The sequence below is a fragment of the Pseudomonas sp. FYR_2 genome (assembly GCF_043106425.1).
Classification (GTDB): Bacteria; Pseudomonadota; Gammaproteobacteria; order Pseudomonadales; family Pseudomonadaceae; genus Aquipseudomonas; species Aquipseudomonas monteilii.
The window spans coordinates 100,890-113,844 of the sequence record NZ_JBICMM010000012.1 but is presented as its reverse complement, the minus strand read 5'-3'; the positions used below and the strand labels follow the sequence as shown (position 1 = coordinate 113,844).

The following is a 12,955-nucleotide window of genomic DNA, read 5'->3' as shown; positions in this document are numbered from 1 at the left end:
TGGGTGAGGTGATTTCTGTGTGGCGCAGAAACGAAAACGGCCTCCCGAGGGAGGCCGTTCCAGATCAGGTCATCGGCGCGGGGCGCCGATCAGATCAGCAGCTGTAGTACAGCTCGTATTCCAGCGGGTGCACGAAGGTACGGACCTTGATCTCTTCTTCCGACTTCAGCTCGATGAAGGCATCGATGAAGTCGTCGGAGAACACGCCGCCCTTGGTCAGGAACGCACGGCCTTTGTCCAGCTCTTCCAGGGCTTCTTTCAGGCTGCCGCACACTTGCGGAATGTCCTTGGCCTCTTCTGGTGGCAGGTCGTACAGGTTCTTGTCGGCAGCATCGCCTGGGTGGATCTTGTTCTGGATGCCGTCCAGGCCAGCCATCAGCAGGGCCGCGAAGGCCAGGTACGGGTTGGCCGATGGGTCCGGGAAGCGTGCTTCGATACGGCGGGCTTTCGGGCTGCCGACGTAAGGAATACGGATCGAGGCGGAACGGTTACGCGCCGAGTAGGCCAGCATTACCGGTGCTTCGAAACCTGGAACCAGACGCTTGTACGAGTTGGTCGACGGGTTGGTGAAGCCGTTCAGGGCCTTACCGTGCTTGATGATACCGCCGATGAAGTACAGAGCGGTGTCGGACAGGCCGGCATAGCCTTCACCCGAGAAGGTGTTCTTGCCGTCTTTCCAGATCGACATGTGTACGTGCATGCCCGAACCGTTGTCACCGTACAGTGGCTTCGGCATGAAGGTGGCGGTACGGCCGTAAGCGTCGGCAACGTTGTGCACGACGTATTTCAGGGCTTGTACTTCGTCAGCCTTCTTCACCAGGGTGTTGAATTTGACGCCGATTTCGTTCTGGCCGGCAGTCGCCACTTCGTGGTGGTGAACTTCAACGGTCTGGCCCATTTCTTCCAGTGCGTTGCACATGGCAGTACGGATTTCGTGGTCGTGGTCGAACGGCGGAACCGGGAAGTAGCCGCCTTTCACGCCTGGACGGTGGCCTTTGTTGCCGCCTTCCACGTCAGCGCCGGTCATCCACGAGCCTTGCTCGGAGAAGATCTTGAACATCGAGCCGGAGATGTCCGACTGGAACTTCACTTCGTCGAAGATGAAGAACTCTGGCTCCGGGCCTGCGAATACGGTGTCACCGATGCCGGTGCTCTTCAGGTACTCTTCGGCGCGCTTGGCGATCGCACGTGGGTCGCGATCGTAGCCCTGCATGCTCGACGGGTCGACGATGTCGCAGGTGATGATCAGGGTAGGTTCTTCGGTGAACGGGTCCAGGACGGCAGTGTCGTCAACCGGCATCAGGATCATGTCGGAAGCTTCGATGCCTTTCCAGCCAGCAATGGAGGAACCGTCGAACATCTTGCCGACTTCGAAGAAGTCTTCGTCCAGCGCATCACGCGACGGCATGGTCACGTGGTGCTGAATGCCTTTGGTGTCCGTGAAACGCAGATCAATCCACTTGACGTCATGATCTTTGATGAGTTGAACCGACTTCGACATGTTGTCCTCCGGATGGTCTAGAGCGCGGTGGGCCGCTGCCCTGGAAAAAGGGTGTTGCCGGGCGCGGATAGTCGGCCAAGCTTACCTGCCTCACAAGGGAGCAAATTGCATGCCAGTGCCCGAAAATGGCGAGGGCGGGATAAAAGGGGGCGTTTGCGGGCATTTGGCACGCGGCTGACGGCGAATAATGCACCCTAAAGATGCGAGTTTTGGTGGTGATGCACCACAAATGTGCACTGTCAGGCGGATGTGCTTTTTTTAAGGGCCCCTTCGCGGGCAAGCCTGCTCCCACAGGTACGGTGTGCTCTTTGAAGCTTGCACGGCTCCTGTGGGAGCGGGCTTGCCCGCGAAAGGGCCGGAACAGGCACTGCAAAACCCCGGTCTTGCATTTATCTCAAAGCTTCTGATCAAAAGTTGGTCAAATCCTGAGCAATTTCCGCTATAATTCGCGCCCCTCATTTTCGGCAGGCCCTGCGCGCGCTGTTAACCAATGAAACTTATCGTCAAAGTCTTCCCAGAAATCACCATCAAGAGCCGGCCGGTGCGCAAGCGCTTTATCCGCCAGCTCGGCAAGAATATCCGCAATGTGCTCAAGGATCTCGACCCTGAGCTCGCGGTTGATGGTGTCTGGGACAATCTCGAAGTGGTCACCCGCGTCGAAGACGAGAAAGTCCAGCGCGAGATGATCGAGCGCCTCACCTGCACGCCGGGTATCACCCACTTCCTGCAGGTTGAGGAATACCCGCTGGGTGACTTCGACGACATCGTCGCCAAGTGTAAGCACCACTTCGGCCATCTGCTGGCCGGCAAGCACTTCGCCGTGCGCTGCAAGCGCGGTGGCCACCATGACTTCACCTCGATGGACGTCGACCGCTACGTCGGCAGCCAGCTGCGCCAGCAATGCGGCGCCGCCGGCATCGCGCTGAAGAACCCTGAAGTGCTGGTGCGCATCGAAATCCGCGACCAGCGCCTGTACGTGATCCACAACCAGCACAACGGCATCGGCGGTTACCCGCTGGGCGCCCTGGAGCAGACCCTGGTGCTGATGTCCGGTGGCTTCGACTCCACCGTGGCGGCCTACCAGATGATGCGCCGTGGCCTGATGACCCACTTCTGCTTCTTCAACCTCGGCGGCCGTGCCCACGAGCTGGGCGTGATGGAAGTGGCCCACTTCCTGTGGAAAAAGTACGGCAGCAGCCAGCGCGTGCTGTTCATCAGCGTGCCGTTCGAAGAAGTGGTCGGCGAGATCCTCAACAAGGTCGACAACAGCTACATGGGCGTCACCCTCAAGCGCATGATGCTGCGCGGTGCCGCGCACATGGCCGACCGCCTGCAGATCGACGCGCTGGTCACCGGCGAGGCGATTTCCCAGGTGTCCAGCCAGACGCTGCCGAACCTGTCGATCATCGACTCGGCCACCGACAAGCTGGTGCTGCGCCCGTTGCTGGCCAGCCACAAGCAGGACATCATCGACCAGGCCACCGAAATCGGCACCGCCGACTTCGCCAAGCACATGCCAGAATACTGCGGCGTGATCTCGGTAAACCCGACCACTCACGCCAAGCGCCACCGCATGGAACATGAAGAAAAGCAGTTCGACATGGCCGTGCTGGAGCGCGCCCTGGAGCGCGCCAAGTTCATTTCCATCGACCATGTGATCGACGAGCTGGGCAAGGACATCGAAATCGAGGAAGTGGCCGAGGCGCTGCCAGGCCAGATCGTCATCGACATTCGTCACCCCGATGCCCAGGAAGACGAACCCCTGGCGCTGGAAGGTATCGAAGTCCAGGCCATGCCGTTCTACGCGATCAACAGCAAGTTCAAGCACCTGGACCCCACGCGCCAGTACTTGCTGTATTGCGACAAGGGTGTGATGAGCCGTTTGCACGCACACCACCTGCTCAGTGAGGGACATGCCAATGTGCGTGTTTATCGTCCGACATAAGACGCCGGGGCTGTATGGCGGCAGTATCCGCCATCGCCCTCCCGACCGCCGGGCCCGCTGAGCCTTAAACAGTACATATTGGCCGCCTACACTGGGCGGCAACCGAATCCTCTGATCGAGATACACTTGTGATCGAAAATCTGCGTAACATCGCCATCATCGCCCACGTTGACCATGGTAAAACCACCCTGGTCGACAAACTCCTGCGTCAGTCCGGCACCCTGGAGCGTAACGAGCTCAACGACGAGCGCGTCATGGACTCCAACGACCAGGAAAAAGAGCGCGGTATTACCATTCTGGCGAAAAACACCGCCATCAACTGGAACGGCTACCACATCAACATCGTCGACACCCCCGGCCACGCCGACTTCGGTGGCGAGGTTGAGCGTGTAATGTCGATGGTCGACTCCGTGCTGCTGCTGGTCGACGCCCAGGACGGCCCGATGCCGCAAACGCGCTTCGTGACCAAGAAGGCCTTCGAAGCCGGCCTGAAGCCAATCGTCGTGATCAACAAGGTTGACCGCCCGGGCGCGCGTCCTGACTGGGTTCTGGACCAGATCTTCGACCTGTTCGACAACCTCGGTGCTACCGACGAACAGCTGGACTTCAAAGTCGTCTACGCCTCGGCCCTGAACGGCATCGCCGGCCTGGACCACACCGAGATGGGCGAAGACATGACCGCCCTGTACCAGTCGATCGTCGACAACGTACCTGCGCCGTCTGTTGACCGTGACGGCCCGTTCCAGATGCAAATCTCCGCACTGGACTACAACAGCTTCCTCGGCGTTATCGGCGTTGGCCGTATCGCCCGTGGTCGCGTCAAGCCGAACACCCCGGTTGTCGCCATCGACACCAACGGCAAGAAGCGTAACGGCCGTATCCTGAAGCTGATGGGCCATCACGGCCTGCACCGTGTAGACGTTGAAGAAGCCCAGGCTGGCGACATCGTCTGCATCAGCGGTTTCGACGAGCTGTTCATCTCCGACACCCTGTGCGCCCCGGATGCGGTAGAAGCGATGAAGCCGCTGACCGTTGACGAGCCGACCGTTTCCATGACCTTCCAGGTCAACGACTCGCCGTTCTGCGGTAAAGAAGGCAAGTTCGTCACCAGCCGTAACATCAAGGACCGTCTGGACAAGGAGCTGCTGTACAACGTTGCTCTGCGCGTTCAGGAAACCGATTCCCCTGACAAGTTCAAGGTATCGGGCCGTGGTGAGCTGCACCTGTCGGTACTGATCGAAACCATGCGCCGTGAAGGCTTCGAGATGGCCGTAGGCCGTCCTGAAGTCATCATCCGCGAAGTGGACGGCGTGAAGCAGGAGCCGTTCGAGAACGTCACCATCGACATCCCTGAAGAATCCCAGGGCAAGGTGATGGAAGAGATGGGTCTGCGTAAAGGCGACCTGACCAACATGGTTCCGGATGGCAAGGGCCGTGTGCGCCTGGAGTACAACATTCCAGCCCGTGGTCTGATCGGTTTCCGTAACCAGTTCCTGACCCTGACCAACGGTGCAGGCATCCTGACCTCGATCTTCGATCGTTACGACACCATGAAGTCGGGCCAGATGTCCGGCCGCCTGAACGGCGTACTGGTTTCGGTCGAAACCGGCAAGGCGCTGACCTACTCGCTGGAAACCCTGCAGGCGCGCGGCAAGCTGTTCGTTGAGCACGGTCAGGAGATCTATAACGGTCAGATCATCGGCCTGAACAGCCGTGACAACGACCTGGGCGTGAACCCGACCAAAGGCAAGAAGCTCGACAACATGCGTGCTTCGGGCAAAGACGAAGTCATCGCCCTGGTACCGCCAGTTCGCCACACCCTGGAACAGGCCCTGGAATTCATCCAGGACGACGAGCTGTGCGAAGTGACGCCTAAGTCGATCCGCCTGCGCAAGAAGATCCTGGACGAAGGCGAGCGTACCCGCGCTGCCAAGAAAGCCAAGAACTGAGTTAGCTCAGGCTGAATGAAAACGCCCCCGGTCGAAAGGCCGGGGGCGTTTTTTTATGCCTTCAGTAATTGTGCTGTCGGTGCTGGCCTCTTCGCGGGTAAACCTGCTCCCACAGGTACTGCACAGGCTCTGAACCTTGCAGAGATCCTGTGGGAGCGGGTTTACCCGCGAAGAGGCCGGAACAGGCTAACGATCAGCGCCCGACAACCTTGGGCTTATAGGCACAATACCCCGGCCGCGGCCCGACCTTTGGGTGGTTGCGGCAGGTATCCGGGCGCTTGTCATAAATGGTGCACAGCCGGCTCTTACGATCCAGATACATGCAGTCATCGTTGCTCATCCGGGTCAGGGTGAAGATGCCCGACTTCTGGTTGAAGCGCTCGATGATGCCTTCCTTCTGCAGGCGTTTGGCCACGTTTTTCGGCGGTTCGTCTTTTTCGAACTCGTCCACCACGCCGATACGGATCAGATCCTTGATCTTCACCTCCACCGGCAGGGTGCAACAGGTCGAGTGGCAGCCACCGCACATGTGGCTGGCATAGCGCTGCCAAGTCTCCAGGCGGTCGACTTCGGCGGCGGCGATCAGGGTCGTTTTCATCTTTATAGGGTGGATCACGGTCTTGGGGCGCGCGATGATACCGGAATTGTTCAATTTATGAACAACCTTTTGCCGGAATCGCAGAGTGGGCATGAAAACTGCGAACCGTAACTGTCACTCCCGGTCGAAGGGTCTAGTCTCAACAATCTCCCTCCGCTTTCGTCAACTTGCCCGAGGATGTCGCATGTCCCAGGAACCCAAAGCACGTGACGCCGAAGTCGCGGATTTTCGCGCCGCTGTACTAAACAAGCTGACCTATGCGGTCGGCAAGGACCCGGAGCACGCCTACGACCATGACTGGTTCGAAGCCATTGCCCTGGCTGCGCGCGATCACATGGTCGACCACTGGATGGACCATACCCGCCAGGCCTATCGACGCAGCCAGAAGCGGGTCTACTACCTCTCCCTGGAATTCCTTATCGGGCGCCTGCTGTATGACAGCCTGAGCAACCTGGGGCTGCTGGACATCGCCCGCGATGCACTGGAAGGGTTGGACGTGGACCTGGAGCGCATCCGCCTGCTCGAACCCGATGCCGCGCTGGGTAACGGTGGCCTTGGCCGGCTGGCGGCGTGCTTCATGGAAAGTATGTCCACCTTGGGTATTGCCGCCCATGGTTATGGCATCCGCTACGAGCATGGGCTGTTCCGTCAGGCCCTGGTCGATGGGTGGCAGCAGGAGCAGACCGAGAACTGGCTGGATTTCGGCAACCCGTGGGAGTTCGAGCGTGCCGAGGTGATCTACCCGATCAGCTTCGGCGGCAGCGTTGAAACCTTGAGCGATGATAGCGGTGCCCAGCGCCAGGTCTGGTCGCCGGGTGAGACGGTGCGGGCGGTCGCTTATGACACGCCCGTGGTCGGCTGGCGCGGGTCCAGCGTCAACACCTTGCGCTTGTGGCGTGCACGGGCGCTGGAAGAGCTGCACCTTGAACGCTTCAATGCGGGCGACCACCTGGGGGCCGTGGCCGAAGTGGCGCGGGCCGAGAGCATTTCTCGCGTGCTGTACCCGGCGGACAGCACCGAGGCGGGGCAGGAACTGCGCTTGCGTCAGGAGTATTTCTTCGTGTCGGCTTCGTTGCAGGACTTGCTCCGCCGCCACCTGAACATGCACAAAGACCTGCTCAACCTGCCCGATGCGGCAGCCATCCAGCTCAACGACACCCACCCATCGATTGCCGTGGCGGAGTTGATGCGGCTGTTGGTGGATCAGCATGAAATACCGTGGGAAAAGGCCTGGGAGCTGACCGTCGGCACGCTCGCCTACACCAACCACACGCTGCTGCCCGAAGCCCTGGAAACCTGGCCGGTCGCGCTGATGGAGCGCATGCTCCCCCGGCACATGCAGATCATCTATCTCATCAATGCCTACCATATCGACTCGCTGCGCGCCAAAGGCCTGCACGATTTCGACGTGCTGCGCGCCGTGTCGCTGATCGAGGAAGACAACGGCCGCCGCGTGCGCATGGGCAACCTGGCGTTTCTTGGCTCGCACAGCGTCAACGGCGTGTCGGCGCTGCACAGCAAGTTGATGAAGAGCACCGTGTTCTCCGAGTTGCACAAGCTTTACCCGCAGCGCATCAACAACAAGACCAACGGCATTACTTTCCGCCGCTGGTTGTACCAGTCCAACCCTCAGTTGACCGACATGCTGGTCGAGGCGCTTGGGCCAGAGCTCAAGGACGACCCTGAAGGGCGGCTTGCCGGCCTGGTGCCGTTTGCCGACAAGCCTGGTTTTCGCAAGCAGTTCGCCGCCCAGCGCCTGCACAGCAAGCGCGCCCTGGCCAGCATCATCCAGGACCGCATCGGCGTTACGGTAAACCCCGAGGCGTTGTTCGACGTGCAGGTCAAGCGCATCCACGAGTACAAGCGCCAGTTGCTCAACCTGCTGCACACCGTGGCGTTGTACCAGGCCATACGCAACGACCCCGGTACCAACTGGGTGCCGCGGGTGAAGATTTTCGCCGGCAAGGCGGCAGCCAGTTATCACCAGGCCAAGTTGATCATCAAACTGGCCAACGACATCGCCCGGGTGGTGAACAACGACCCGACCGTCCGTGGCCTCCTGAAGGTGGTGTTCCTGCCCAACTACAACGTCAGCCTGGCTGAAAGCATCATCCCGGCGGCAGACCTTTCCGAGCAGATTTCAACGGCCGGCTATGAAGCCTCCGGTACCAGCAACATGAAGTTCGGGCTGAACGGCGCGTTGACCATCGGCACGCTGGATGGCGCCAACGTGGAGATGTGCGAACAGGTGGGCGCCGACAACATGTTCATCTTTGGCTTGACCGCCCAGCAGGTCGAGGCACGCAAGAAGGCGGGTGATTTTGGTGCCAGTGCGGCGATTGCCGCGTCCAACCGCCTGAATGATGTGCTGCAGGCGATTCGCAGCGGTGTGTTCTCGCCGGACGACCCATCGCGCTACGCCGGGTTGATCGACGGGCTGGTGGCGTATGACCGCTTCCTGGTGTGCGCCGACTTCGATGCCTACTGGGATGCCCAGCGGCGGGTCGAGGAACTGTGGCACACGCCGCAGGAGTGGTGGCGCATGGCGGTGCTGAACACGGCGCGGATGGGGTGGTTCTCGTCGGACCGGACCATTCGTGAGTATGCCACCGAGATCTGGAAGGCTTTGGATTGATGTGGGGCCATTCGCGGGCGGTCCCGCGAATGGCCTCACAACCAGACCACCGGCCTGGCGAAGGCTGAACTAGCGACCTATTGTGCCGTCAGAGAGCCGTGGCGAGTCTCATTACTCGCTAGCCTGCAACTCTCCCTGTAAACTGCGGGGGTTTTTCATCCCCCCAATCCGTTCGGAGCCATACATGTCCCGCGTTACCCTGAGTCGCTATCTGATTGAGCAGACCCGCAGCAACAATACCCCTGCCGATCTGCGCTTCCTGATCGAAGTGGTGGCGCGTGCGTGCAAGGAAATCAGCCATCACGTGTCCAAAGGCGCCCTGGGTGGTGTGCTGGGCAGCATGGGCACTGAAAACGTGCAGGGCGAAGTCCAGAAGAAACTGGACGTGATTTCCAACGATATCCTGCTGGAAGCCAACGAGTGGGGCGGCCACCTGGCCGGCATGGCGTCCGAAGAAATGGACAACGCCTACCAGATCCCGGGCAAATACCCGAAAGGCGCCTATCTGCTGGTCTTCGACCCGCTGGACGGTTCGTCGAACATCGACGTCAACGTGTCGGTCGGCACCATCTTCTCGGTACTGCGTTGCCCTAACGAATACCTGAGCCAGAACGAAACCCTGAACGAAAACGCCTTCTTGCAGCCAGGCACCCAGCAGGTCGCCGCCGGTTACGCCATCTACGGCCCGCAGACCATGCTGATCCTCACCCTGGGCAATGGCGTGAAGGGCTTCACCCTGGACCGCGAGCTGGGCAGCTTCGTTCTGACTCACGAAAACATCCGTGTGCCGGAAAGCACCGCCGAATTCGCCATCAACATGTCCAACCAGCGCCACTGGGAAGCCCCGGTACAACGCTACGTGGGCGAGCTGCTGGCCGGCGAGACCGGCCCGCTGAAGAAGAACTACAACATGCGCTGGATCGCCTCGATGGTGGCCGACGTACACCGCATCCTGACCCGTGGCGGCCTGTTCATGTACCCACGTGACGCCCGTGAGCCAAGCAAGCCGGGCAAGCTGCGCCTGATGTACGAAGCCAACCCGATGTCCTTCATCATCGAACAGGCTGGCGGCGCTTCCACCAACGGTTACGATCGCATCCTCGACATCAAGCCAGAAAGCCTGCACCAGCGCGTGTCGGTGATCCTCGGCTCGAAGGAAGAGGTCGAGCGCGTTACCGCCTACCACAAGGAATAAGTCATGCTCGCACCTTGGCAGCCGTTGCTGGAGTGGTGGTTCGGTTGGGGCACCAGTCCCCAGGCCGTGGCTGACGAGAAGAGCACGCTGTGGTTCGGCAAGCATCACGATGCCGATGCCCATGCGCTGTTTGGCGAGCTGACCGAGCAGGCCTTGGCCGGCGGGCTCGACGAGTGGCAGCAAAGCCCGCAGGGCTGGCTGGGCCTGCTGATTCTGCTGGACCAGCTGCCGCGCATGATCTACCGCGACACGCCGCGCGCCTTCGAGGGCGACCGGCGTGCCCAGGTGGTGGCCATGCAGGGCCTGCAGAAGGGCTGGGACTACCAGTTGCTGCCCATCCAGCGCGTGTTCGTGCTGCTGGTGCTGGAGCATGCCGAGGTGCTGGACTGGCAGAACCTGTGTGTCGAGCGTTATCAGGTATTGCTCGACGAGCAGCCAGAGGCCCATCGCCGGCTGTTTGAAGGCTTCCTCGACTATGCCGAGCAGCATCAGCGCGTGATTGCCCGGTTCGGGCGCTTCCCGCACCGCAACCTGGTGCTGGAGCGGCCGAGCACCAGTGAAGAGATGGACTTTTTGCTGGAGCCCGGGTCCAGGTTCTGAGGCATTGGGCCTGCTGTGCAGGCCGTCGCGACGCAAGGCCGCTCCTGCAAGGGGCGGCCTTTTTTATTGGGAGATGACTATTACTTTGTGATTAATCGCACGGTAGTGGCCACCCGACCAATGGTGTAGGGGTAAATGGGGTGGGGTAGGGAACCCGGGAGGGTTTTTTCCGTCGAAGGTCACTGCAGGCCACTCGCCTGTATCCCCTCTCCAGGAGTGTCCTTCATGTCGTTGCGTTCCCTCGCCCTGTTGTCGCTGTGCGTCGTCCTGACTGCCTGCAGCAAGATCAACCAGGAAAACTATTCCAAGATCAAGGCCGGTATGAACAAGGCCGAGGTCGAGCAGTTGCTCGGCACGCCGACCGAGTGCTCTGGCGCGCTGGGCATGAGCAGCTGCACCTGGGGGGACGAGAAGAGCTTCATCAGCGTGCAGTACGCAGCTGACAAGGTGCTGATGTATTCAGGGCAGGGTCTCAAATGAGGCGTGCGTACCTGCTGATGGGGGTATGCCTGGCGTTGCTGCTGGGCGGTTGTGCAGGCTCCGTGCACGACCCGCTGGCGCCGAAAACCGCCGGCAATGTCGACCTCAAGCGCTATCAGGGCAAATGGTTCGAGTTGGCACGCCTGCCTATGCGCTACCAGACCGGTTGCGAGCAGTCCGAGGCGCACTACAACCTCAAGCCGGATGGCAGCTTTGGCGTGCTCAACCGCTGCCGCACCATGGGTGATGAATGGCTGCGTGCCGAGGGGCACGCCAGCATTCAGGAGCCGGGGCATACCGACAAGCTGTGGGTAGAGTTCGACAACTGGTTTACCAAGCTGGTGCCGGGCGTGGCTCGGGGCGAGTACTGGATTTTGTATGTGGATGAGCGTTACCGCACGGCGGTGGTCGGCAGCCCGGATCGCAAGCACCTGTGGATTCTGTCGCGTACGCCGACATTGCCGGCGTGGGAGCGCGAGAATCTGCTGTCCAAGGCACGACAGCAGGGGTATGACACCAGCCGGCTTATCTGGCGTGCGTCTGATCAGCAAATTGTAAAAATGCACTGATTTTTTGGGGTTGTTTTGCAACCCTTCGCGGGCAAGCCCGCTCCCACAGGTTATGCGCAAAACCCTGTGGGGCTTGCCCGAGAAGGGCTGCTAAGCAGCCCCAGTACACTCAACCCAAAAGCTGCCGCAGTACCTGAGCAAACGCCTGCGCGCTTTCCTCCTCCTGTGCATGCCGCCCCTGGCGCACTACCCACTGCCCATTCACCATCACATCCCGCACCTGGCGATCCCCACCCGCAAACAGCCAGCGGTTGAGAATGGCATCGCCATCCGCCAGGGCGATGTAAGGGTCGTGCCCGTCGAGCACCAGCCAGTCGGCACGCTTGCCCACGGCCAGCTCTCCAATTCCTTGCCCCAGCGCTTGCGCACCACCTGCCAGTGCCGCGTCATACAGCGTGCGCCCGACCATCGGTTGATCGCCGCGGTACAGGCGGTTTCGCCGCTGGTCACGCAGGCGCTGGCCGTATTCCAGCCAGCGCAGTTCTTCCACCACGCTCAGTGACACATGGCTGTCGGAACCAATGCCCATGCGCCCGCCCTGCGCCAAGTAGTCCACCGCCGGGAAAATCCCGTCACCCAGGTTGGCCTCGGTTGTGAGGCACAGCCCGGCCACGGCACCGCTGCGGGCCATGGCGGTGACTTCATCCGGCTCGGCATGGGTGGCATGCACCAGGCACCAGCGGGGGTCGACCTCCACATGTTCGTACAGCCATTGCAGCGGGCGCAGGCCGCTCCAGGCCAGGCAGTCGTCCACTTCCTTCTGCTGCTCGGCGATATGGATATGCACCGGGCATTGCTTGTCGCTGGCCGCCAGCACGTCGGCGATCTGCCCAGGCGTTACCGCACGCAGCGAGTGGAAGCACAGGCCCAGCTGCTGTGCAGGCTGCGCGGCTAGGATCGGGGACAGTTGCGCCTGCAGTTGCAGGTACCCTTCGGTGGAATTGATGAAGCGCCGCTGCCCGTCGTTCGGTGCCTGGCCGCCGAACCCGGCGTGGCTGTACAGCACCGGCAGCAAGGTCAGGCCAATGCCGCTGTCGGCCGCAGCCGCGCTGATGCGGCGGGAAAGCTCGGCCGGGTCGGCGTAGGCCTTGCCGGCATTGTCATGGTGCACGTAATGAAACTCGGCTACCGAGGTGTAGCCGGCCTTGAGCATCTCGATGTACAGCTGACGGGCGATGACCTGCAGCTGGTCCGGGGTGATCTGCCCGACCAGGCGGTACATCAGGTCGCGCCATGTCCAGAAACTGTCGTTGGGGTTGCCGGCGACTTCCGCCAGGCCTGCCATGGCGCGCTGGAAGGCATGCGAGTGCAGGTTGGGCATGCCGGGCAGCAACGGACCGGCCAGGCGTTCAGCCCCTTCGGCCGAAGCGCCCGGCTCGATGCTGGCTACATGGCCATCGCTGGCGACCTCGATACGGACATGGCTGGCCCAGCCCGTTGGCAGCAGGGCGCGTTCGGCGAAGTAGGCGGACATCGGTGAAAT

Annotated in this window: 10 protein-coding genes; 7 read left to right on the top strand and 3 right to left on the bottom strand. The window is 61.1% G+C overall.

Annotated elements, in window-relative coordinates; all coding sequences use genetic code 11:
- Positions 1 to 94: 94 nt before the first annotated feature.
- The gene (gene glnA / locus ACF8R4_RS02435; RefSeq protein WP_060500655.1) at positions 95 to 1,501 is read right to left on the bottom strand and encodes a type I glutamate--ammonia ligase; all 1,407 of its coding nucleotides are present in this window, start codon (positions 1,499 to 1,501) and stop codon (positions 95 to 97) included.
- Positions 1,502 to 1,991: 490 nt separating this feature from the next.
- Here glnA and thiI point away from each other — a divergent pair, with 490 nt between their 5' ends.
- Both thiI and typA read left to right on the top strand, forming a co-directional pair.
- Positions 1,992 to 3,446 (top strand): tRNA uracil 4-sulfurtransferase ThiI, encoded by a 1,455-nt coding sequence (gene thiI / locus ACF8R4_RS02430; RefSeq protein WP_060500653.1) that lies wholly within the window; start codon positions 1,992 to 1,994, stop codon positions 3,444 to 3,446.
- A 128-nt stretch (positions 3,447 to 3,574) separates the two neighbouring features.
- Entirely contained in the window at positions 3,575 to 5,395 is a 1,821-nt protein-coding gene (gene typA, locus ACF8R4_RS02425) for a translational GTPase TypA (protein WP_016712460.1), read from the top strand.
- Between the two features lie 193 nt (positions 5,396 to 5,588).
- Here the strand turns inward: typA and ACF8R4_RS02420 are convergent, their stop codons facing one another.
- Positions 5,589 to 5,993, bottom strand: coding sequence for a YkgJ family cysteine cluster protein (locus ACF8R4_RS02420; protein ID WP_016712459.1), 405 nt, complete (start codon positions 5,991 to 5,993; stop codon positions 5,589 to 5,591).
- 184 nt (positions 5,994 to 6,177) lie between these two features.
- Here ACF8R4_RS02420 and ACF8R4_RS02415 point away from each other — a divergent pair, with 184 nt between their 5' ends.
- The 5 genes from ACF8R4_RS02415 to ACF8R4_RS02395 all read left to right on the top strand — a co-directional run bounded on the left by ACF8R4_RS02415 (position 6,178) and on the right by ACF8R4_RS02395 (position 11,472).
- Positions 6,178 to 8,628, top strand: coding sequence for a glycogen/starch/alpha-glucan phosphorylase (locus ACF8R4_RS02415; protein ID WP_392491621.1), 2,451 nt, complete (start codon positions 6,178 to 6,180; stop codon positions 8,626 to 8,628).
- A 184-nt stretch (positions 8,629 to 8,812) separates the two neighbouring features.
- Positions 8,813 to 9,823: a class 1 fructose-bisphosphatase gene (locus ACF8R4_RS02410; RefSeq protein WP_016712457.1), complete on the top strand. Its 1,011-nt coding sequence runs from the start codon at positions 8,813 to 8,815 to the stop codon at positions 9,821 to 9,823.
- Between the two features lie 3 nt (positions 9,824 to 9,826).
- Positions 9,827 to 10,423, top strand: coding sequence for a DUF924 family protein (locus ACF8R4_RS02405; RefSeq protein ID WP_104833816.1), 597 nt, complete (start codon positions 9,827 to 9,829; stop codon positions 10,421 to 10,423).
- A 225-nt stretch (positions 10,424 to 10,648) separates the two neighbouring features.
- Positions 10,649 to 10,903 carry an outer membrane protein assembly factor BamE gene (gene bamE, locus ACF8R4_RS02400; RefSeq protein WP_003249234.1) on the top strand — a complete coding sequence of 85 codons (255 nt, stop codon included), beginning with the start codon at positions 10,649 to 10,651 and terminating at the stop codon, positions 10,901 to 10,903.
- Positions 10,900 to 11,472, top strand: a complete 573-nt coding sequence (locus tag ACF8R4_RS02395; RefSeq protein ID WP_060500646.1) for a lipocalin family protein — start codon at positions 10,900 to 10,902, stop codon at positions 11,470 to 11,472. Before bamE ends, ACF8R4_RS02395 begins: the two co-directional genes overlap by 4 nt.
- 109 nt (positions 11,473 to 11,581) lie before the next feature.
- On the opposite strand, the gene ACF8R4_RS02390 is transcribed toward ACF8R4_RS02395, so the two are convergent.
- Entirely contained in the window at positions 11,582 to 12,946 is a 1,365-nt protein-coding gene (locus ACF8R4_RS02390) for a formimidoylglutamate deiminase (protein ID WP_156866827.1), read from the bottom strand.
- Between the last annotated feature and the right edge of the window lie 9 nt (positions 12,947 to 12,955).